Source organism: Sorangium sp. So ce117 (assembly GCF_051524395.1).
In the GTDB taxonomy this organism is placed as follows: domain Bacteria; phylum Myxococcota_A; class Polyangia; order Polyangiales; family Polyangiaceae; genus Sorangium; species Sorangium cellulosum_B.
Map to the genome: position 1 here is coordinate 3,349,296 of NZ_CP150309.1, position 20,854 is coordinate 3,370,149.

General features: G+C 72.0%; 21 protein-coding genes. 8 read left to right on the plus strand and 13 right to left on the minus strand.

Annotated features, from left to right (window positions below):
* Positions 1-78 precede the first annotated feature (78 nt).
* Positions 79-939: a protein phosphatase 2C domain-containing protein gene (locus WMF46_RS12700; protein WP_437985858.1), complete on the minus strand. Its 861-nt coding sequence runs from the start codon at positions 937-939 to the stop codon at positions 79-81.
* Here WMF46_RS12700 and WMF46_RS12705 point away from each other — a divergent pair.
* The gene (locus WMF46_RS12705) at positions 938-1,312 is read left to right on the plus strand and encodes a lectin-like protein (protein ID WP_437985859.1); all 375 of its coding nucleotides are present in this window, start codon (positions 938-940) and stop codon (positions 1,310-1,312) included. The genes WMF46_RS12700 and WMF46_RS12705 overlap by 2 nt on opposite strands.
* A gap of 42 nt (positions 1,313-1,354) precedes the next feature.
* Here the strand turns inward: WMF46_RS12705 and WMF46_RS12710 are convergent, their stop codons facing one another.
* On the minus strand, positions 1,355-2,044 hold the full coding sequence (locus WMF46_RS12710; RefSeq protein ID WP_437985860.1) for an NUDIX hydrolase: 690 nt from the start codon (positions 2,042-2,044) through the stop codon (positions 1,355-1,357).
* A gap of 154 nt (positions 2,045-2,198) precedes the next feature.
* Here WMF46_RS12710 and WMF46_RS12715 point away from each other — a divergent pair, with 154 nt between their 5' ends.
* On the plus strand, positions 2,199-3,074 hold the full coding sequence (locus tag WMF46_RS12715; protein WP_437985861.1) for an STAS domain-containing protein: 876 nt from the start codon (positions 2,199-2,201) through the stop codon (positions 3,072-3,074).
* Positions 3,075-3,146: 72 nt separating this feature from the next.
* Here the strand turns inward: WMF46_RS12715 and WMF46_RS12720 are convergent, their stop codons facing one another.
* Complete coding sequence (locus tag WMF46_RS12720) at positions 3,147-4,649, minus strand: L,D-transpeptidase (protein ID WP_437985862.1); 1,503 nt, start codon at positions 4,647-4,649, stop codon at positions 3,147-3,149.
* Positions 4,650-4,879: 230 nt separating this feature from the next.
* Here WMF46_RS12720 and WMF46_RS12725 point away from each other — a divergent pair, with 230 nt between their 5' ends.
* From WMF46_RS12725 to WMF46_RS12745, 5 genes are all read left to right on the plus strand, one after another.
* A complete protein-coding gene (locus tag WMF46_RS12725) occupies positions 4,880-5,011 on the plus strand; it encodes a hypothetical protein (protein WP_269454239.1) in 132 nt (43 codons plus the stop codon).
* A 49-nt stretch (positions 5,012-5,060) separates the two neighbouring features.
* On the plus strand, positions 5,061-5,567 hold the full coding sequence (locus tag WMF46_RS12730; RefSeq protein WP_437985863.1) for an RNA polymerase sigma factor: 507 nt from the start codon (positions 5,061-5,063) through the stop codon (positions 5,565-5,567).
* Positions 5,557-6,102 carry a hypothetical protein gene (locus WMF46_RS12735; protein WP_437717317.1) on the plus strand — a complete coding sequence of 182 codons (546 nt, stop codon included), beginning with the start codon at positions 5,557-5,559 and terminating at the stop codon, positions 6,100-6,102. Before WMF46_RS12730 ends, WMF46_RS12735 begins: the two co-directional genes overlap by 11 nt.
* Positions 6,103-6,301: 199 nt before the next feature.
* Positions 6,302-6,694 carry a DUF2809 domain-containing protein gene (locus WMF46_RS12740; RefSeq protein WP_437985864.1) on the plus strand — a complete coding sequence of 131 codons (393 nt, stop codon included), beginning with the start codon at positions 6,302-6,304 and terminating at the stop codon, positions 6,692-6,694.
* 96 nt (positions 6,695-6,790) lie between these two features.
* Positions 6,791-7,201 (plus strand): GFA family protein, encoded by a 411-nt coding sequence (locus WMF46_RS12745; RefSeq protein ID WP_437908736.1) that lies wholly within the window; start codon positions 6,791-6,793, stop codon positions 7,199-7,201.
* A 73-nt stretch (positions 7,202-7,274) separates the two neighbouring features.
* Here WMF46_RS12745 and WMF46_RS12750 read toward each other — a convergent pair whose 3' ends face one another.
* The 9 genes from WMF46_RS12750 to WMF46_RS12790 all read right to left on the minus strand — a co-directional run bounded on the left by WMF46_RS12750 (position 7,275) and on the right by WMF46_RS12790 (position 19,457).
* Positions 7,275-8,537 carry an MFS transporter gene (locus WMF46_RS12750; protein WP_437985865.1) on the minus strand — a complete coding sequence of 421 codons (1,263 nt, stop codon included), beginning with the start codon at positions 8,535-8,537 and terminating at the stop codon, positions 7,275-7,277.
* Positions 8,538-8,834: 297 nt separating this feature from the next.
* Positions 8,835-9,236 carry a thioredoxin gene (trxA, locus tag WMF46_RS12755; protein ID WP_437552168.1) on the minus strand — a complete coding sequence of 134 codons (402 nt, stop codon included), beginning with the start codon at positions 9,234-9,236 and terminating at the stop codon, positions 8,835-8,837.
* A gap of 63 nt (positions 9,237-9,299) precedes the next feature.
* Positions 9,300-9,746 carry a hypothetical protein gene (locus tag WMF46_RS12760; RefSeq protein WP_437985866.1) on the minus strand — a complete coding sequence of 149 codons (447 nt, stop codon included), beginning with the start codon at positions 9,744-9,746 and terminating at the stop codon, positions 9,300-9,302.
* Between the two features lie 7 nt (positions 9,747-9,753).
* A complete protein-coding gene (locus WMF46_RS12765) occupies positions 9,754-10,143 on the minus strand; it encodes a DUF4150 domain-containing protein (protein ID WP_437985867.1) in 390 nt (129 codons plus the stop codon).
* 12 nt (positions 10,144-10,155) lie between these two features.
* On the minus strand, positions 10,156-10,806 hold the full coding sequence (locus WMF46_RS12770) for a DUF3540 domain-containing protein (protein ID WP_437985868.1): 651 nt from the start codon (positions 10,804-10,806) through the stop codon (positions 10,156-10,158).
* Between the two features lie 33 nt (positions 10,807-10,839).
* The gene (locus WMF46_RS12775) at positions 10,840-11,883 is read right to left on the minus strand and encodes a pentapeptide repeat-containing protein (RefSeq protein ID WP_437985869.1); all 1,044 of its coding nucleotides are present in this window, start codon (positions 11,881-11,883) and stop codon (positions 10,840-10,842) included.
* Positions 11,880-14,558, minus strand: a complete 2,679-nt coding sequence (locus tag WMF46_RS12780) for a DUF2169 family type VI secretion system accessory protein (protein ID WP_437985870.1) — start codon at positions 14,556-14,558, stop codon at positions 11,880-11,882. Before WMF46_RS12780 ends, WMF46_RS12775 begins: the two co-directional genes overlap by 4 nt.
* 113 nt (positions 14,559-14,671) lie before the next feature.
* Positions 14,672-17,071: a type VI secretion system Vgr family protein gene (locus WMF46_RS12785; protein ID WP_437985871.1), complete on the minus strand. Its 2,400-nt coding sequence runs from the start codon at positions 17,069-17,071 to the stop codon at positions 14,672-14,674.
* A gap of 97 nt (positions 17,072-17,168) precedes the next feature.
* Positions 17,169-19,457 (minus strand): DUF2169 family type VI secretion system accessory protein, encoded by a 2,289-nt coding sequence (locus WMF46_RS12790; RefSeq protein WP_437985872.1) that lies wholly within the window; start codon positions 19,455-19,457, stop codon positions 17,169-17,171.
* 300 nt (positions 19,458-19,757) lie between these two features.
* Here WMF46_RS12790 and WMF46_RS12795 point away from each other — a divergent pair, with 300 nt between their 5' ends.
* A complete protein-coding gene (locus tag WMF46_RS12795) occupies positions 19,758-20,261 on the plus strand; it encodes a hypothetical protein (RefSeq protein WP_437985873.1) in 504 nt (167 codons plus the stop codon).
* A gap of 49 nt (positions 20,262-20,310) precedes the next feature.
* Here the strand turns inward: WMF46_RS12795 and WMF46_RS12800 are convergent, their stop codons facing one another.
* The gene (locus WMF46_RS12800) at positions 20,311-20,778 is read right to left on the minus strand and encodes a hypothetical protein (protein ID WP_437985874.1); all 468 of its coding nucleotides are present in this window, start codon (positions 20,776-20,778) and stop codon (positions 20,311-20,313) included.
* Between the last annotated feature and the right edge of the window lie 76 nt (positions 20,779-20,854).

The window sequence follows — 20,854 nt, forward strand, 5'->3', positions numbered from 1 at the left end:
GCGCAATCAAGCGCAATCAAGCGCAGACGCCCTGTCGTTTCCCTCCGCGACTCCTGCGATCCCGCGCAGGGCCGCGCCTCAATCGCGGGCGCCCTGCGCCCTCCGCACGACGACCACCGTCGTGTCGTCTCGGAGCAGCCCGCCCTCGCGCTCCATCCGCTCTTCCTTCCACACGGGCCGCGTCACCGATCGGTTGATGAGCGCGAGCCGCCGCCTCACCGCGTCGGGGTTCCGGAAATACCGGTCGTCTTCCCAGAACCTCGACAGCGGGCCGACCTCGCCGCCCCCCGGGATCTGCCGTGACGACGACTCCAGCAGATCGATCGCGCCGTCGGTCCCGAGCAGGGCAGTCCGGAGCGCGCTCGACGGGAAGGCGCGGTGCACGGTGAAGCGCGGCGCCTCGCCGCCGGGCGGCCGATCGAGCAGGCCATACGCGAGGTACGGGGGCTCGTCCCTCGGGAAGGGGCCGAGCCGCAGGAGCTCGTCGCCGAGCGCGATGAGCCCGTCGCCGAGGGAGAACGCGCACGCCCTGTCGCCGGAGATCGCGAGGCCGACGACGGTGAAGAGGAAGAAGGTCGACACGACCTCGGTGAAGCTGCCGCCCATCCCGGCGGCCACGTCGCGGAGCGGCGCGAGCGCCCCGCGCCGCACCTCTTCCCACGTCGCGGGCGAATCGAGGTCTCCGCCGCGCCGGAGCGCGCCGAGCACCTGCTCGGTCACGATCCGCGCCCCGAGCGCCGCGCCCACCTCGCTGCGCGCGCCGCTGCCGCAGCCGTCGCAGACCACCGCGACGAGAGAGCCGCCCTCGGCCCGGAAGGCATAGGCGTCCTGGTTGGGCCGCCCCGCGACGAGGTGATCGGTCCCGAGCACCGTCCCTCCGGCGACCTCGAAGGCCGAGCCCCCTCCCATGTCAGCCAAGAAAGCGACGTCGCGAAGCATGGAGTTCCCTTCTGCGCCCGGCGAGGGCGCGCTGCGGCCGGACCCGGGCAGACGGAGGCCGGGGCGCGCGGTCCTTCCCGGCGCCGGAGCTCCACCGTCCGCGCGGCGGTCAACGCCGACCGTCAGCGCCCGCGCCCGGCGAGCGCCCGAGCGTTCGTGTATCTTGCACACCAAGCTTAGTGTTCGTCGTACACGTTGTCAACCCGGGCGCCGGCGTTCCGGCCGCGCTTCCTGGAGGAGACGGCCACCGCAGCGTCGACCGAACAACGCCGGAGACGGAGAGAACTGCGCGGAGCTGGCGGACTGGGCCGGCGGTGCCTGGAACGACATGCCCTGCGACGTCGCGCTGCCCTACGTCTGCGAGCTGCCTTGACGAGGACAGCGCGATCGCCGACAGACGAGCCCGCGCTCCGCGTCAGATCTCGAAGCTGAAGCCGTCCTTCTCGAGCCGCTCGTACTTCCGACGGTCGAACCGGTAGAGCCGCGCCGCGCGGTGCGCGACGTCCTGCTCGACCTCGTCGAGCTCCACGAGCAGCCCGGTGCCGAGCGCCTTCTTCCGGAAATTGCGCTTGTCGAGCGGGCGCTCGAGGATCGCCTCGTAGAGGCGCTGGAGCTGCGACAGCGTGAACTTCGGCGGCAGGAGCTCGAACCCGAGCGGCCTGTATCGCACCTTGCCCTTGAGCCGCTCCAGCGCGACCGGGAGGATCTCGTCGTGATCGAAGGCGAGCGCCGGGGTGTCGTCCACCGCGAACCACGCCGCCTCGCGCGCGTCGGTCGCTGCCTTGACGCGGTGATCCCGGAGCTTCACAAGCGCGTAGTACGCGACCGAGACCACGCGCTCGCGCGGATCCCGCCCAAGGGCGCCGAACGTGTAGAGCTGCTCCAGGAACACCCCCGAGAGCCCCGTCTCCTCCGCGAGCTCCCGCCGCGCGGCGTCGTCGAGCGCCTCGTCGACGCGCACGAACCCGCCCGGGAGCGCCCACCTGCCGCGGAACGGCTCGAGCTCCCGCCGGATGAGGAGGACCTTGAGATCCTCCTCGTCGAGGCCGAACACGACACAATCCACCGTCAGCGCCGGCCGCGGGTGCTCGTAGGAGACCGACATTCAACCCTCCGTGTAATTTGCACACGAATCTTGGTGTCGATCGGACACCATGTCAACCAGCGCCGCGGAGCTCGGCTCCTCGGCGCGGTGGAAACGTCATCGACCGGCCGACAGCCCCTCGACGGCCAGCGCGCGTGCGCGGTAGAAGGCTCCCATGAAGGGGGACGCGGAGTCGGGCACCGTGGGAGCGGAGACGAGGGAGGAGCTCGAGGCGAAGCTCCGTGAGGCGCAGCTGCTCCTCCGCGCGATCCTCGACCACATTCCGATCACCGTGTGCAGGTACGACCGCCACGGGGTCTTCACGTTCCACGACGGCAGGGGGCTCGAGGCCGCCGGCGTGAAGCCGGGGCAGTTCCTCGGCGCGAACGTGCTCGATCTCTTCGCGAATGACCCGGAGGCGCTGGAGACGAGCCGGCAGGCGCTCGCGGGCAAAGGCGCATACAACATCTACGAGGCGTACGGCGCCGCCTGGGAGACATGGCACATCCCCGTGCGCGGCGGGAACGGGGAGCCCGACGGCATGATCACCCTCAGCCTGGACGGCTCCGCGGCGAAGCGACGTGAGCAGGAGCTCCGGGCGAAGATCGAGCTCATCGAGACGCAGCAGGAGGTCATCCGCGATCTCTCGACGCCCATCATCGAGGTCTGGGACAAGGTGCTGACCCTCCCCATGGTGGGCGTTGTCGACAGCCTGAGGATCTCCGAGGCGATGGACAACCTGCTCTCGGCGATCGTGAGCAAGGACGCGCGGTACGCGATCCTCGATCTCACCGGCGTCGACGCTGTCGACACGCGGACGGCCGGGTACCTCATCGAGATGATCAAGGCCATCCGGCTCCTCGGCGCGGAGGGGATCATCACGGGGATCCGGGCGAACGTGGCGCAGACGATGATCGCGCTCGGACTCGACCTCTCCGGCGTCACGACCGTCGGCAACCTCCGCGCCGGACTCAAGCTCTGCATGCGGCGCATGGCCGCGGCGGGCGAGGGGGGCGAGCGCGCCGAGGCGGCCAGCGCGCCGGCGAAATAGCGGCTTCCGGCAGGCGCGCGCGAGGCGCGGGCGCGCTCCCGCACGCGCTCCCCCGCGCCGGGCGGCGGCGGCTCAGCGATGGATCACGACGCGCGTGGACGGGTCGTCGCGCGTGGCCTGGACCGCGTACCACTCATCGGGCACGGCGGGCTCGGTCCAGTGGAAGAGCCATTTCGCGTCGACCGGCGAGAGGTTCACGCACCCGCCGCTCTGCCCTTCTCCCCAGCGGTCGTGCCAGTAGGCCGCGTGGAGGAGGTACTTGCTGAAGAAGTGCTGGCTCCACGGCACCTCCGCCTCGATCCAGTCGTCCGCGTCGACGTGGGGCGTGATGAGCGTCTTCGTCACCCATTTGCGGCCGATGCTGTACTGGCCGAGCGGGGTCGTGGACGGCGGCACGAACGGCTCGGCCTTCTCCGGCTCCTCGGCCCCGTTGCGCCCGGCCGAGATCAGCGTCGCGAACACGGGGCGGTCGTCCTCGTACGCGATGAGCCAGCCGTCGAGGGCGGCGATCTCGACCCACGTGTTCCTGCGCCCGTCCGCCGGCGCCGAGGGAGGCTCCCCGCCGAGCCGGATCGGGCGGCCCCACGGGTTCCGCGCCCTCCGCGGCTGGACGACCACCGCGTCGCGCTCGAGCACCCAGTGCCCGTCGTCCCGGGTCTCGAGATACGTCAGCTCGCCGACCCGCTTCGATCGGCCCGTCAGCCCGACCCGGGCGAGGCGCTCCCACACGGCGTCCGTCTTCGCGGGCGGGCCTCCCTCCGTGAGGCGGTACTTCGGGCGCGCCTTGCGGCGAAAGAAGGCCATCGGCAGGCGCGCCTCGGCGCCGAGGTACACCCCCTCGAAGGTGGCGGGCTCGTAGGGCTTGACCTTGTCCTTCGGTATGAACGTCAGATCCGACGCCCAGAGCCAGGTCGCCCCGCCGGCCTCGACCTCCTCGGTCCAGGCGACCGACGAGCGCGGGCGGACCTGCATGTGCCGCAGATCGTGCAGCCCCTCGGGCCACGCCGGCGCGTCGATGCCGTCCACGCGGAGGCGGCGCTTGAGGCCGAGCGACTCGCCGTAGCGGTACGGGAGCGGCAGATCGGCGCGCGGGGCATGGGGGATCAGCGCCTGGCGCACGGGATCGGCGGTGTCCAGGGTGGCGCGCTCGCCGTCGACGCACACGTAACCGCGCGGCTCCACCGCGTAGAACGCCGGGCAGCCGCCGGCGCCGCGGATGGGCTCGACGCTCTTCAGGCGGACCGAGCCGCCGATCGAGAGCATGCCGATCCACTGGGCCTTGGGCCGCGGCGCGGACCGGATCCACACCTCGCGGCCCTTGGAGTACACGCGCGCGGATCGCGCCCGCGCCGCCTCCACCTCCGGGACCGGCGCGGCCGGGGCCGAGGCCGCCAGCGCCTCGGGCGGCGGCTCCGGCGCGCTGGCGCGCGCGGAGGGCGCGCTGGAGGGCGAGGGCTCCGCGACCGCCACGCCCGCGCTCCCGGCCGCGTCTGCGCGCGAGCCGGCGTCATGCCGCGACGGCGTGCACCCGAGCCAGAGGGCGCCGAGGGCAGCGAACCACGAGCGGCCAGACATAGGCACGGGACCCTAGCACGTCGAGCCCGGCCGGCGGAACGACGCGCCCGTCTGGACGAAGGCGCTCGCGCGGCGAGCGGAGAAGAGGTCGTCGCTCGTGCGGCGATCTGCAGCGATGGCGCCTGGCCGCCGGATTTCGATCGCCGCGGGTGTCACGCTCGCCCCGCTCGCGCCTAGAGCCAAGGAAGGCCGGCGAGGACAGCCGGTCAGAGAAGACAAGGAGAGATCCCATGCGTCGTTGGCTCAAGGTGACCCTGATCGCGGCCGTCCTCGGAATCCCGGCGGTGGCCTATGCTGGGACGCAGCTCACGGGCGGCTGTCCGTGCGCCGATTGCCCGTGCCCCGACTGCCCCTGCGGCTGAGCACCCAGCGCCCTTGGAACCGCGCGCGCGATCGCTGCTCAACGCGTCGATGAGACGCCTCGCCGACGGCGATCGCGCGGCGTTCGAGCCTGTCTACGCCGCCCTCTGGCCGGCGATCGGCGCGTTCTGCCGCCGCATGCTCGGGGGCGGCGCGGACGCGGAGGACGCGGCCCAGCAGGCGCTGCTCAAGGTGTTCGACCGCGCCAGCTCGTTCGATCCCGACGGGGACGCGCTGACCTGGGCGCTCGCCATCGCGACGTGGGAGTGCCGCACGACGCGGCGGCGGCGGTCCCGGTCGAGGGAGGCGCCGGACGAGCATGTCCCGTCGATCGCGGCCGACGCGCCCACGCCGGAGGAAGCCGCGATCGCCCGGGATCTGGACAACGCGGCGCGCGAGGTGCTCGGCACGCTGGCCGAGGCGGATCGCGAGACGCTGAGGGCGACCCTGCTGGAGGTCGATCGCGATCCGTCGGTGTCGAGCGCGGCGCTGCGCAAGCGCCGCGAGCGCGCGTTTGCGCGCCTGCGGGAGGCGTGGAGGAGGATCTATGGAACGTGAGGCGCTTGCGGGCCTGAGCCTGAAGGAGAGGGCCTATCGCGCGTACGAGCGGGGGAGGGCGAGGAGGGCCGCCTGGGCAGCGGCGCCGACGATCGCCGTGGCGCTCGTGGCGACGCTGATGAGCGACCGCCCGGTCACCACCGCGATCCTCGGCGCGGCGCTCTACGTCGCGGCGGCGCTGCTCTCGTGGCGCGGGCAGCAGCTCGGGCGAGGCGTGCTCCCCGGCGTCGCGGCGGGGCTCGTGCCCTTCGCAGCGGCGCACGCGGCGCGCATTTACGGTCACCTGTGCACCCCGGAAGGGTGCGTATCCATCTGCGTCCCTGCCTGCCTGGCGGGCGGGGTCGCTGCCGGCGTGCTGCTCTCGCGGGTGCTGCGCCGGTCGGAGCGGCTCGGGGCGTCCTGGGCCTCGGCGTGCGGCGTCGCCGCCCTGACGGGCGCGCTCGGCTGCGCCTGCGTCGGCTTCGGCGGCGTGGTCGCCCTCGCGGCGGGGCTGCTCACCGGCACCGCGCCCCTCGCCCTCCGCCCTGCGCGCTAGAGCGACGGTCACCCGCTTCGGATACGGGCCCATCTCGGCGTTTTCGGTGCTCAGCGCACCGGAGTGCGCTTGCGCGCCGAAAACGCCGATCTGGGCCCGTCTCCTGTGCGGGTGACCGCCGCTCTGCTGGCGTTCTGCTGGCGCTCTGCTGGCGCTCTGCTGGGTGCAGAGGGGGCGGAGACCGCTGTAGGCTCTCCGCATGGCGGAAGCCGCTCGCAAGCGCGTCGCGCTGGCCCTGATCATCGTGGCGGTCGTCCCTGTCGGCCTGATCACCCGGTTCCACGGCGGTCCGGTCTGGTTGCGCAACAGCGCCGGCGCGGTGCTCTACGAGGTCGTGTGGATCGCCGCGGCGCAGATGGTGTGGATCTCCGCGCGCACGCACCGGCTGGCGCTCGCGGTCTTCGCCGCGACGTGCGCGATCGAGCTGCTCCAGCTGAGCCAGGCGCCGTGGCTGTGGGCCGCGCGCAGCACCACCCCGGGGCGGCTTCTGCTCGGCGCGAACGGCGGATTCGATCCCGCGGACTTCGCGCTGTATGGCCTCGGTTGCGTGCTGGGTTATGGGCTGTGCCGGCCGCTCCGGGCCTCCGCCTGATGCCTGCGCCGCGCCGGGGGCGTGCGCCGGTTGCCGCGCGTGCCGCGAGAGGCCAGGCTGGCGATCGCGAACTCCAGGAACCAGGAGGCGATGGCCATGTCCGAGGCTCACCACACCGGCGGCTGTTTGTGCGGCGCGATCCGCTACCGTGCGCGCGGCGCGCCGGTGAGCGTCAACATCTGCTACTGCAGCCAGTGCCGGCGCCAGTCCGGCGCGCCCATGCCGGCGTTTGCCACCTATCCCGACGAGCAGTTCGAGCTGCTCTCCGGCTCGCCTGCGACGTATCGGTCGTCCAGCTTCGCTGTCCGCCAGTTCTGCTCGACCTGCGGCTCGTCGCTCTTCTGGCGCCGCGATGGCGCGCGGGAGCTCGATATCTTCCTCGGCACCATGGACCGGCCGGGCGACCTGCCCCCGCCGTCTTTCCAGCTCTGGACGGCGCACCGCGTGCCGTGGCTGCCCGCCATCCCTGGGGCCACCGAGCATCGCGCCGACAAGACCACCGTCTAGGCGAGAGCCTCGATCGCGTTGATCGAGAGTGAATGAGGCGCCAAGGACAGAGCGAGTTCGATTCTCGCTCGACTCAGCACTTCGTGGGCGCAGGCAGGCTCGCGCCCGTGGGCTCCCGTCGCGGGCTCGCCCGTCCCACGGCGGCGGCCGCGATGGCGGCGAGCGCCCCTACGATGGCGAAGGCATAAAAGCCCCACGGGTACGCCACCCCGGCGTCCAGCAGCGTGCCACCGACGATCGGACCGCAGATGGCGCCGAGTCGCCCGACGCCGGCCGTCCAGCCAAGCCCGGTCGCCCTGCTGCCGTCCAGGTAGACGCGTCCAACATAGGCGTACACCAGGGCCTGCGCGCTGAAGACGAAGCAGCCGGCGAGCAGCACGGCCCCATAGACGCCGGCGCCGGGGAGTCGGACGCTGAGCAGCGCAAGGAACACCGCGGCGGCGCTGAACCAGCCGATGACGGACGGGCGCACGCCGAGCCAGTCCGCCACGTGGCCGGCGAGCACCAGGCCGATCACCGCGCCCACATTGAGCGTCAGCAGCATGCTCAACGCCGCGCCGAGCTCGTATCCGGCCTGCCGCATCATCGCCGGCAGCCACGTGTTGAGGCCGTAGATGAGCAGCAGGCCCATGAACGAGGTCACCCAGAACGCCAGCGTCGGGCGCATCAGGCCGGGCCGGAACAGCGAGGCGACCGGGCCTAGAACGTGGCGCAGCGACCGGCGCGGCCGCGCCACCTCGAGGAACGATCCGGATTCCGGCAGGTAGCGGAGCATGAGCGGGATCACGACCAGCGCGGGCGCCGCGCCGATGACGAACATCGCGCGCCACCCCAGCGGCCTGATGACGACGATGCCGAGCAGCGCCGTCAACACGGCGCCGACGTGGTACCCGGTCATGATCGTGGTCGTCGCGCTGCCGCGTTTGCCGGCGCGCGCGTGCTCGGTCACCAGCGCGATCGCCGTCGGCAGGCAGCCGCCTAGCCCGAGGCCGGCGAGGAAGCGGAAGAGCCCGAACACGAACGCGGACGGCGCGAACGCGCACAGGAGCGTGAAGAGGGAGAACTCAAGGACGGCCAGGAGCAGCGCCTTGCGCCTGCCGATGACGTCGGTGACGGTGCCAATGGTCATCGCGCCGATCGCCATTCCGATGAGACCGACCGTCGACAGCATCGCCGCGCCGTCCGGGTCGAGGTCCCACACCTCGAGCTGGAGCAGCACCGGCAGCACCGTGCCGAGCACCACGAGATCGAATCCGTCCAGCAGAACGGCCGCCCAGCAGAGCGGGATGACCCAGCGACCGCCGCTCGGCTCGCCAGTCACTTCACCGATAGACATGGTTTCCTCCGCTGCCTCATCGCCCCTTCAGCGCGCTCTCGGCGCCGCATGGCGGATGTGACGGGAGGTACAACGTGGCGGGGAGACGCTTCTGGGTCGATCAAAATGAACATCGACGACATCGAGTCACACCGATGGCTCCCGCGTCCCCGTCCTGACCGGACGTGGACGACGGCGCCGGGGACTCAGCCTGGAACGGCCGCGCGGGCGCCCCCCAGCGTCAACGAGGCCATCGACCAGGGCGCCACGGGGATCGAGGCGCCGGCGTCGGCGCCGCCCCTGCGGGCAGCGTTCTCCTCAGGGGCCTTCGCCGGCGTCGCCTCCGCCGGCGGCCTCCTTCGCTTCGTCCTCGGCGATCTTCGCGCGCACCTCGTCCATGTCGAGCGAGCGCACCTTCTCGATCACCTGATCGAGCGCCGAAGCGGGCAGCGAGCCCGCCTCCGCGAACAGGAGGACCTTCTCGCGGAAGATGAAGAGCGTCGGGATGGAGCGGATGTTGAAGGCCTGCGCCAGGTCCTTCTGGTCGTCCGTGTTGATCTTCCCGAACACGATGTCCGCGTGCTTCTCGGAGGCCTTCTCGAAGACGGGCCCGAAGACACGGCAGGGGCCGCACCAGGGCGCCCACCAGTCGACGAGGACGATGCCGTTCGACTCGACCGTCTTCTCGAAATTCTCCGCGCTGAGCTCAATGGTACTCATCGGCGGAGCATACCCCCGAGACCCGCCCTTGTCGCCGAGCGAGCGGCCAGGCGCCGCCGGCGCTCAGGGCGCGTTGCAGACCATGATGTGCTCGATCGCCTCGACGAGGAGCTGCTCGACGCGCTCGGGCCCGACGTCGGCGGCGCGGGCGAACCGCTCCAGATCGAACGGCGTGGGGTTGACCTCGAGGTAGGCGAGGATCTGGAGCGGGTGGCCGGCCCAGCGGATGACGCAGAAGCCGACCACGTTGCGGCTCGCCTTGGCCTCGCGCAGGCCGAGGGCGAGCTCGACGCTCGGCGTGTCGTGCCCCTCGTCGAGCACGATGCGCGGCGCGTGCCCCGCCTTGCGGAGCTCGGCGGCGAACTCCTCCATCGGAGGGCGGAGCAGGCGCTCGCGCAGGTCGTCGAACTCGCGGAGGAAATCCGCCTCCGCGGGGGCGCGCGCCTCATCGAGGCGCCGCGCATAGCGGGCCGCGAGGCGCTCGATGCGGAGCCGGTTGTGTTCCTTCACGAGCGGCCTACGGGGCGAGGAGGAGCACCTTGACCTGGCTCGGGACGAGGCTGACCCCGGGGGAGTTGACCGTGTTCTGCAGCGTGATGCTCGTCATCCGCGTGGCGGGCGCGCTGCCCACGAGCACGGTGAACGCCGCGGTGATGTGCCGCGAGGGGCCCATCACCGTGTGCGAGACGACGCCCGTCTCCAGGCCGGGGTTGTCGCCGTTCGTCAGCGGCACCTGGGTGATCATGTTGTGCGCCGGCGCGCACATGAACAGCACGTTATAAGCCGCCGGCACCCCCATCGGCTGCGCCGACAGGTTGGGATAAGGCACCGGCAAGTGCGCCGGCGGCGTCAGGCACACGTCAGGCCCGCCCAGCGCCAAGCCTCCCATCTGCGTGTTCGCGAACATCGGGGCCTCCTGTCAGCCGAGGTGGATCTGCCCACCGTCGATTTTGGTCAGCTCGCCGCTCGAGACGAGCGTCGCCTGCGCCTTGATGTTCACCGCGGCCTTCGCGGTGACCTCGTAATACTGCGTCCGCACCTGCTCCGACTCGGCGATGAACCTGTACGCCCGGTCGAGCCGCTGCACCCAGCGGTCCGCGATCGACTCGACCGACCGCGCGACCGTCTTCACGCGGTCGACCTGCGCGACGAGCCGCTCGCCCACGTACGTCATCGCCCCGACGGCGAGCGAGCCCTCGCCCGCGGCGACGCGCACCTTGCCCGCGGCCACCGCGGCCTCGGCCGGCGTGACGAGGCGCACGCCCTCGCCCGCGGTGACCGTGACGCGCCCGGCCGGGGCGCTCAGCTCCAGGTCCCCCTCGGCCACGAGGCGCGTCGGCGCCTCGCCCTCGCGGTCGAGCACCGCGAGCACGTGGCACCCCGCGTCGTGCAGCGCGACGAGCACCCGGTCGCCGAGCTCCGGCTCGACAAGGCAGCTCACCGCGCGCTTCGCCGCGTAGTCGCCCGACCCGACGCGCACCTGGAACGACCGGTCCATCGCGCCGATCACCGTGCCGATCTCCTGGATCGCGAAGGTCTCCACCCGTTGTCTCGCCAGATTGTCTCGCATCGTCTCTCTCCTGCTGTCGGGAGGGGCATCCCCTCAGGGCGTCCAGCGCTCGGCTTCGAGCAGCTCCGGGTCGTCGCCGAGCGCGGCGGACCGGCTCGTGAAGGTCGCGCCCGCGTCGCGCGTCTGGTGGAAGCGGGCGCGGAACAGCTTCGCATCGGAAAGGTCCGCCTTCTCGACGCTCGCGTGCGAGAAATCGGCGTAGGTCAGGTCCGCGTCGCGGAAGCTCGCGAGCGGGCAGACCGCCCGGTGGAAGATGGCCTGGTAGAGGTCGGCGCCGGCGAGGTCCGCGGCCTCGAGGTCGGCCTCGGAGAAGATCGCCTGCCGCGCCTTGAGGCCGGCGGCCGACACGCCGGCGAGCCGCGCGCCGATGAAGAGGCCGCGCTCGGCGTCCGCGCCGTCGAGCTTCGCCGCGGTGAGGTCCGCGCCCTTGAAGTTCGTCTGGACGAGCCGCGCGCCCCGCAGGTCGCAGCCGGCGAGGTCGGCGTCGACGAGCTGCGCCAGCGTCAGGTCCATGCCCGACAGGTCCTGCCCGCGGAGGCTCGCCCGGATCAGCACGGTGAGGTGCATCGTCGCGCCGCGCAGGCTCGCGGCGGACAGGTCCGCCTTGATGAGGCAGGCCTGCCTGAGCTTCGCCCCGTCGAGCGCGAGGCGCGCCGCCTCCGTCTCCACGAGCGAGAAGCGGTCCAGGTTGGCCTCGCGGAAGCTCACCTCGTCGGCGCGCCCCTTCGCCATGCTGCCGATCGTGAGGTTTGCGCGGTCGAAGCTCGCGCGCGACACGTCGCACTCGGCGAAGTTCGCGGAGACGAGGTCGCAGCCGTCGAGGCGCGCTTGGAGGAGCGTGCACTTCGTCCACACGGCGTGGCGGGCCCGCGCGCCGGACAGGTCGGCGCCCGAGAGGTCGCAGCCGTTGAACATCGACTCGCTGATCTTCGCGCCCTTCAGCTGGGCGCCGCGGAAGCTCGTCTTCTCGAAGACGACGCCCGACAGGTCGAGCCCCGACAGGTCGAGCCCCGACAGGTCCTCCCCGGCGACGACCTCGCCCTCGTCCACCCTCGCGAGCAGCTCGTCGCGCGTCATTGGCTCTGCCCCGTGAACACGACGTTCTTGATGTGCGCGTCGGAGAACGTGGTCCGCTGATCGCCCTTCGCGTCGAGCAGGTTCGCGCGGAAGAGGTTCGCCTTCTCGAAGCGGGCGCCGGACACCTTCGCCTTCTGCAGCAGGGCGTCCATCAGGTTCGCGCCGGTCAGATCCGCCTCGGTCAGGTCGGCTCGCATGAACCGGGCGCCCTTGCCGCCGAGCTGCCCGAGGCGCGCGTTGCGGAGGTTCGCCTCGCTGAAATCCGCGTTGTCGGCCGAGGCGCCCTCGAAGACAGCGCCCTCCAGGTCGACCCCGCGCAGGTTCGCCCGCGCGAGCTCGGCGCCGGAGAAGTCCGCGCCCGGCAGCGCGGAGGCGGAGACCACGCGCAGGGCCGCGGCGCTCGCCTTCCGGAACGAGGCCTTCTCGCCCTTGAAGTCGACGAAGGCCGCGTCCTCGAGCGCCGCCTCGCCGAAGTCCGCGCCGGCCCCGGCGCACTGGAAGAACGTCGCCCTGCGCAGGCTCGCCCCGGTGAACCGCGCGCCCGCGAGGTCGAGCTTGAAGAAGAGGACGTCGTCTGCCAGGGCGCCGCTGAAGTCCGCGCCGGCGACCCTGGCCTCCAGGAGATCGGCCTCGGCGAGGTAGGCCCCGGAGAGCTGCGCCCCCTCGAGCCACGCCTTGTGGAGGACCGCCTTGCGGAGGTCGGCCCCGTCGAAGCTCGCGCCCGAGGCGCGCACCTCGCCGAGGTTCGCCCCGCGGAGCGTGGCCTTCCCGAGCCGCGCTTTCTCGAGCCGCGCGCGCGTCAACACCGCGTCCGACAGATCGGCCCCGCCGAGCTCGCAAGCCGACAGGTCCGCGCCCTCGAGGAGCGCCTCGCGCAGATCGGCGCCCGCGAGGCTGAGCTCGTGCAGGTCGGCGCCGGTCAGATCGCGCCGGGCGAGCGACTCGCCGGCGGCGAGCGCCCGCTCGACCTCGGCGCGCAGCCCGGATTTCGTGCCCTGGTCCGCGGGCTCGCCCGGCGGGAGGAGGTGGGCGAAGGCGCGGTACGTCGCGCGCACGCCCTCCTCGGTCGCGCGGAGGCTCGCGACGAACGCCGGGTCGGCGAGCCTCGCCTCCAGGTCGTCGAGCGGCGCGCCCGCCTTGCGCCCCGCCCCGGCGAGCTCGCGCAGGCGGGCCAGCTCCTCGTCGGCGCTGAACTTCGGCGGGCCGCCCCCCTCGCGCTTGCCCTTCGCGAGCAGCGCGTCGAAGTCGATCCCCTGCTCCGCGCAGAGCTTCCGCGCCTCCGCCTCGGCATCCTTGCGCTGCGCCTCGGACCCCTCCTGGAGCTCCGCGGCCTCGCGCTCCATCCGCCCCGAGAGCTCCGCGAGCTCGTCGGGCCTCGGCTCCGCCGGCCGCTGGATCTCCCGCGGGAGCCTTTCGTCCGGGTTCATCCCGAGCAACCGCAGGGCGAGCCGCGCGTTGTCGAGCTCGCGCTGCGCCCGCGTGAACGACCGCCGCTCCATCGCCCCTTCGCGCCGGATGAGCTCGTCCATGTCGCTGATCACCTCGTCCGGGAACGACGGGGCGTCGGGGTCGGGCTCGGGGAGGAGGTCCTTGTCGTTCAGGGCGTGGAGGTGCCCCTTGTCCTTGTCGAGCCGCTTCTCCACCACGGCGCGGTAGTGCTCGACCGGCCTCGGCGCGTCGGCCCGCTCCAGGCCGGCGACGAGCAGCCGCACGTCGTCGGCGTCGTCCTCCGCGACCGGGACGACGCCGCGGAAGATCGCGACGCCGCGCTCCAGGTCGGGGAACAGGAGCACCGTCTCCAGGCGTGTCGCGACCTCCCGGAGGCTCTCCTCCCCGTCCGCCTTCGCGTCGGCGTCCGCCCCGCCGCGCTTCCGTACGAAGCACCGGGCGCGGATCCTCGGCACGTGGGTCCCGAGCTGCGGCCGCGTCGGGTGGAGGTGCTTGAGGCCGATCGGCTCGCCTCCCTGGAAGTAATCCGGCAGGCGCTGGTCCTCCGGGGCCACCTGGAAGTACTCGGGGTCGAGATCCCGCGCGAACCCGGGGAAATCGTGCTGCAGCCACTCGGGCCCGTACGTGCCGAGCTTGGCGATCCGCGAGGCGAGCGTCGGATCGAGCGCCCCGAAGCACGCGGGAGGCGGCCTGTCGCCCGGCGACTTGAGGAGGCGCTTCGGGTCCTCGAGGTGCGGCAGGTAGTGCACCTTGGCCCCCTCCTCGTCGACCGGCGCGAGCCCCATCCCCTTCGGGTTCAGCGGGTAGTCGGGGCCGCCAAAGGCGTTCTCCCACACGAGCGGCATCTCGGTGATCGGCTCCGGCTCGGTCGGCGCGCCGTGGTGCCACCGCCGCTTGCCGACCACGGCGATCGACTTGTCGACGAGCGGCTTGTCGGCCGGGCCGACCGTCACGCCCGCGGCGAACGCGGGCCGGGGCTCCCCCCCGGGCGAGAACGCCTGGCCGAAGACGAGGACCTCGCCCCGCGGCTTGGGCATGCCCTCGTCCAGGAGGGCGTCCTTGCCGAGCGACGGCATCACCCGCTGCCACATCGAGACCTCGGGCAGCGGCACCTCCGGGGCGTCGAGCGGGAAGAACATGGCGAGCCCGACGCTCAGGTGGTGGCTGCGCCGGATCGTGAGCACGCGCTGGAGGACCGAGAGGCGAAGGGGCTTGATGACGCGCATGTGGCTCGAATCGTGGGTTATGGCCGGAGCGCCTGGCGAGGACCTCGGGGCGGGTGGGCGCCGGCGCCCCGCCGGCGAGCGTGGGTGAGCGCGCGGCGCGGCTCACCCGGGCTTCAGGTGACCATGTAGATGCCGCTCCTGTTGATGTGGGCGGCGACGTTCTTCAGCGTGAAGACCCCGTTCCTGATCCTGACCGTCTCGGCCTCGAATTTGATGTTCTGGAGGGCCAGCTCCGGACCGTTCTTGATGGTCACCGTCGGACCCATGTTGAGGGTCAGCGCGGCCGCGAGGTTCGCTGTCATCTTGACCCCCATGACGACCTCCGCGTTGGCGGCGCACGACATCGACAGCTTGGTCCCGACCGTGAACTCGAGGGCCCCCGACAGCTTGGCGTCCACGGTCGCCCCTTGCGTGAGCGTCGTGAAGGTGCCCTTCTTGTGATCGTACGTGCTGCCGTCCGTGATCGTCGTGGCGTCGCTGTGCTTGAAATCCTTCGTCGTGCCGAACGTGTGCGACTCGAACGTGCCCATCTTCTCGTCGGTCGTGTTCCCGTGGACGACGCTCTTGAAATTGCCCTGCTTGATCTCCTCTGAGTTGGAGTAGTTCACCGACTTCACGTTGCCGACCGTGTAGGTCGTGCTGTCGCCGTATGTCGCCGTGGTCACCGATCCGCCGGTCCAGACCAGGAACTCGCCCATGCGCAGCAGGGTTTGGTTGCCCCAGATCAAATCGGTCTTGTCTCCCCGGATGGCCTTGCCCTCGCCGGCGTTCTCCCAGGTCACCTTCTGCGCCGCGTAGAACTCCATTCCCCCCGCGTTCGCCTTCGCCTTGTAGTTGCCCGCCTCGATATCCATCGTGACGTGGTCGCGGACGTTGACCGACCAGTTGCCGCCGCCCTGCTTGCCGACGTTCACGTCGAAGTTGCTCCCTGAGTCCCACACGCTGTTGGCGTCGGTCTTGGCGATGAGCTCGTGGCTGTCGTTGGGGGCGCCCATCCGCAGGTACGTGTTCGAGTAAGGCGTCGACAGCGTGATGCGCTGCGCCCCGGCCTGATCCTCCAGCTCCAGGCGGTTCCTGCCGCCGGTCTGGATGACGTTCTTCGTGTGGTTGCCGCTCGTCACCGGGCTCGGCGTGAGCACGTTGGGCACGACGCCCGAGATCACGGGCCGATCCGGATCGCCGCCGAGGAAGCTCAGCACGACCTCGGTCCCCCGCCGCAGCGGGAAGTGGAACCCTTCGACGCCGCCGCCGTGCGGCTGCATCATGCGCACGTACGTGGACCCGCTGCCGTCGCGCGGGCTCGCCTCGTCGAACTTGAGCTTCACCAGGTAGCGCCCGTGGTCGTCGATCTGCGCGTACTCGCTCGACGCGGAGCCGTCGACCGTGCCGTTCTCGTAACCGTAGATGCGCGGCCACGCCGTCCGCGACTCCGCGCGGAACTGCGTCGCCGCCGGGATGGCCGAGACCTCGACGAAATAGGCCTCCTCGTGCTCGAGCCCGGTGAGCTCCGCGAAGTCGTCGTGCCCGGCGGACTGGTTGCCGTGGTGGCGCAGCTCGACAGCGAGGTACTTCGCGTTGAACCGCGCGCGCGGGTGGTCCTCGAGCTCGAACGTGGTCCCCGAGCGCAGGTGGAGCCGCGCGCCGGCGGCCCGGTAGACCGCCTCCCGGGCGAGGTACTCCTCGGCGCGCAGCTGGGCCAGCCGCTTGCCGGCGTCGGCGCTGAAGAAGCGCTCGCCGTGGAGGCTGATCTCCCCGGTGCCGTACTGGGACACCGGGGCCGCGCCGGTGAGGGGGAACTGCGGCCGGACATAGTCGTAGTCCTTGAGCTTCACCCGCGACGGCAGCGCCCCGTGCTGGCAGGAGAAGGTGCGGAACGAGCCGGAGGCGCTCCGGTCCTCGCCGGTCTGCGGGTGGTAGCGGACCGGCGCGCCGAGCACCTCGGCCGGGTAGCTCTTGTCGTCGCAGAGGACGAGCTTCTCTCCGTCCTCGGTGTGTTCGAAATAATAAAAGATCCCCTCCCGCTCCATCCAGCGCGAGATGAAATCAAAGTCGCTCTCGCGGTACTGGCAGATGTGCTCCTCGGCCTCGTAGCTGCCGAGGTTGAGCTCGACGTCGCCGCCCGTGATGCCGTTCTCCTCGAGCACGAGCCTGATCACTTCGGGCACGCTCTTCTTCGTGAAGATGCGGCTGTGCTTCGACAGGGTGAGCCCCCAGAGCCGCGGCACCAGCACCGCGCGCAGCAGCGCGCGCCCGCCGAACTCGTGCAGGAGATCGACGCCGGCGAGCACGCCGGCGAACACGCAGGGCGGGGTCGTGTCGGACTGGCGATCGATCGAGAGCCGCGCCTTGGCCCCGACCATCTCCGCAAAGTCCGTGTCATCGTCCCCTTCGCTCGGGATGGACAGGAAGATCTCGAACCTGTACGGGCGCGAGATCGCCTCCACGCCGCGAAATCCGACGACGCGCGCCGGGCCCTCCAGGATGCTTGAAGAGAAGTTGATGAGGTCGCTCATGGTGGTGTCTCTTCCTGGCGCGAGGAGGTGAATCAATCCGCCTTGAACATACCTAGGCGGCCCGTCCTGTGGAGTTAGGCAAAAGAGAGCCTGGGCGTCAACCTTGTAAAGAAACGTTAAACTCCTCTTCGGGTTCGGGCGGTGGGGTCTCGACGATGTCGCGCAAGATCGCGCCGCTCGACTTCGCGTTTGCGAGCGTGACGCCGTAGAGGTTGGCGCCCGTGAGATCCGCTTCGCGCAGATCGGCGCCATCGACGTTGGCGCAGGGGAGCCTCGCTTCCTTGAGCTTCGCCGCGCGGAGGATGGCGCCGGCGAGGTTGGCGTTCGCGAAGCTCGATCGCGAGATGTCCGCCTTGCTCCCGTTGACGTCGGTGAGGCTCGCCCGGTCGAAGACCGCCTCGATCAGGCGCGCCTGCCGCAGGTCGGCGCCGTCGAGCGCCGCGCCGTCGAAGCGCGCGTGCGAGCCTCTGGCCGAGGTGAGGTCCGCGCTCGTGAGGATCGCCGACGAGAGCGCCGCGCGGTCGAGCGTGGCGCGGGAGAGATCGGCGCGCGTCAGGTCGGCCGCCTGGAAGCTCGCGCCGGTGAGATCCGCGCCGCTCAGGTTTGCCCGGGCGAGGCGCGCGGACGCGAAGTTGCACCGGGCGAGCCCAGCGCCGGCGAGGTTGACGCGCTCGAGCGAGGCGCCGCTCCAGTCGATCCCCTCGAGATCGGCGCCCGCGAGATCGAGGTCGTAGAGCGGCTGGCCACTCCTCAGGCGGGCGAGCACCGCCGCGCGCAGGCCGCGAGCCTCCGGCTCCGGCTCGGGCGACGCGGCGGCCGGAGGAGGCGGCAGCTCCGGCGGAGGCGGCTGCTCCGCCACGGCGGCGGCCTCGTCGGGCGCGGTTGGCGGCGGCGGGTCCACCACGGGGGGCAGGTCGACCATGGGGGGCGGGTCCACCATGGGGGGCGGGTCCACCACGGGGGGCAGGTCGACCACGAGGGTCGCCTCGTCGAGCCCGCCGAGCGGGGGCTGCACGCGCGCCGGCGGCTCCGGAGGAGAGGCCTCGGGCCCGGCATGGGCGAAGGGCATCGCAAACGGCACCGACCCCGGGAGAGGCGCCGGGCGCGGCGGCGGCTCCGGCGCCGTCAGGAAGGGCAGGGGAGGCGGCGCGAGCAGCGGCGCGACCTGCTGTGTGACGCCGCTCCAGTGCGCCTCCTGGGGCCGCGAGAAGGGCAGGGGAGACGGCGCGAGCAGCGGCGCGACCTGCTGCGTGACGACGCTCCAGTGCGCCTCCTGGGGCCGCGAGGCGGGCAGGGGAGGCGGCGAGAGCAGCGGCGTGACCCGCTGCGTGACGGCGCTCCAGTGCCCCGCCGGGAGCGCCGTCTCCCCGGCGGCGGGCGCGCCTTCCGGCGCCCCGATCGCGAGAGAGCCCTCCGCCGCCGGGGGCCACAGGACGGGGCGCCCTGCCATCTCGACGCCGGCGACAACCCGCATCCGCGCCGGCTCGTCGCCCGGCAGCAGCGCGACGTTCCCGCGGAAGATCAGCCAGCAGAGCAGGCGGTCCGCATCGATGGTCAGCGTGTCGGCGACGAGCTCGATCGGCTGCCCGTGGTCGTCGCCTCCAGGCCCGAGCCGGTGGAGCCGCGCGAGCCCGCGGGCCGAAGGCAGGCAGGACTGGATCCGCGGGCAGTGCGGGTGCAGCCCCTCCAGGAGGATCCACTCGTCGCCGCGGAGGAACTCGATCTGCTGGTCCGCGGGCGCGGCGACGAAATAGCGGAAGTCGAAGCTGCCCCCGAGCTCCGGAGCCGGGAGATCGGGCGCCTGATCCCGCGCGAGGAAGGCTCTCCTCGGGGCCCAGTGCCCCGCGACCGGCCCGAAGCCCGCGGGCCTCGTGGGATCGGCCGGATCGACGATGTTCGGAAGCACCGCCCCGGCGCCGACGCCCACCGGGTTCGCGTCGATGTGGGGGCCGCCGTAAGCGCGCTCGTACGCGAGCGGCATGAGGCCGAACGGACGCGGATCCGGGGCCTCTCGCGTGCGGTCGCCGTAGACGTGGAGCACCTTGTCGAGGACCCAGCGATCCTCGCGGAAGAGCGCGACCCGCACCGAGAGCGCCGTGGCGGTCGTCCCCGCCGGCGCGGCCGCGTGCCCGCGCACGAGGACCCCCGCGCACGGCAGGTAAGGGGCTGTCTCGCTCGCCTCCTCCAGGCTGCCCCAGCCGTCTCGGAGCCGATCGGCGCGGATCAGGCCCGACGGGGCGGCGAGCTCGGCGCTCCTGTCGTGGACGAGGGCAAACGTGGCCTTCACCACGACCGTGAGCCGCTCCGCGCCCTGCGCGCGCCACAGGACGGCCCCGCAAGAGGCCGGTGTCAGGGCGACGACGGAGACAGGCCAGGACGATTGCACGGGCGTGAGCTCGACTGGCCCGCGCGCCTTCACCGCCGCGGAGGGCTCTCAGGCAACGGACGATACGCGGCGCGTCGCTCGGGCGCAAGCGCGGGAGTCGGCGGTGACGACCCCTCGTGTCGAGTCTCCTCACTCGACCATGTCGCTGTGAAGATCTCCCGGCGAGCGACGCATCGGGCGTGCTCGCTGGTGCGGTGCAAGGACACGAGTTCTCCACCACCGACGGAGATCTCCGCGTCCCGGCGCCGCGCGGGCGCCGTGCTACACCAACGGCAGCTCACCGTCGAAGGAGCGCGCGCCATGGCCGATGCGTCTGTTCAAGCCCTCGCCGATGCGATGGATCTCGGGTCGTTGCTGCAAGAAATCCGGGATCGACATGGCGAGTTCGATCTCCTCGCCCACTGGAAGCAGGGCGAGTTCCACCACGACGTGGTCCTCCGGGTGCACCGCTTCGCGCCGCTGCCGGCGCCGGTGCTCGTCGTGAGCACGAACTGCAACGGCGGCGTAAAGGAAGTGCTCTGCTTGGGCGACGTCCCGGAGCGTTATGCCCTCTGGCACCATCGCTGCCCCGGGGTGCCGGAGTTCTCTGGCGAGCTGCCGCCCATCGCCGCGCAGGCGCGGACGTCGCACTACTTCGATCCGTGCGAGCTGCTCGCGGCCGACGCGCGCAGCGAGCTGCGCCCCGAGTTCCGCGAGCGCGACGTCGGGGGAGGATGGCGCGCGCGGTGCGGACAGGCCGGCTCGCCGTTCGACGCCGAGCCCGGAGGAGCGCGCGGGTCAGGGCCAGGGGAGACGTGCTCGTGATGTGCCGGTGATCCCGGCGGCGCGAGGCCTCTCCGGCGGGCGAGCTCGCTCAGCGGCGCCTGTCGCGTATCGCGCCGCGGGCCGCGCAGAAGGCCGCGTCCAGCCGCCAGGCGGCGCGCGTCGCCTCGCCCGCCGTCGCGCCGCGCGCGCCCGCGGCCGCGGCGATCGCCTTTCTGAAGTGCGCGCCGGCCCTGCGGCGCTCGATCGCGACGAGCGCCAGGCAGAGCGCGACGAGCAGCACGTCGCGGGCGCTCGGCTCCGGCAGCGTCCACGCGAGCCAGCCGGTGGCGATCGCGAGCATCGCGGTACAGAGCTCCCAGGACGCGGCGCGCTCGGTGCCCTCCGACTCCGCCGTGGCGGCCAGCGCGCGCGTAACGCTGGGTGGCGGCTCGAGCTCCCCTCCGGAGAGCTCCGGCGCCCCTGCGCCGGGATTAACGCTCGCGCCGGCGCTCGCCGCGGGGCGCGCCAGGGACGCTGCGACTGCGTTCGTTGCCGCACCGGGATGGATTGAGCTCATACAAACACCCTCCTCGCCTTGCCGTCCGGGCCTGCACGATCCCCAGGCTCGCACGTTGCGCGCCAACGTGAAAAGA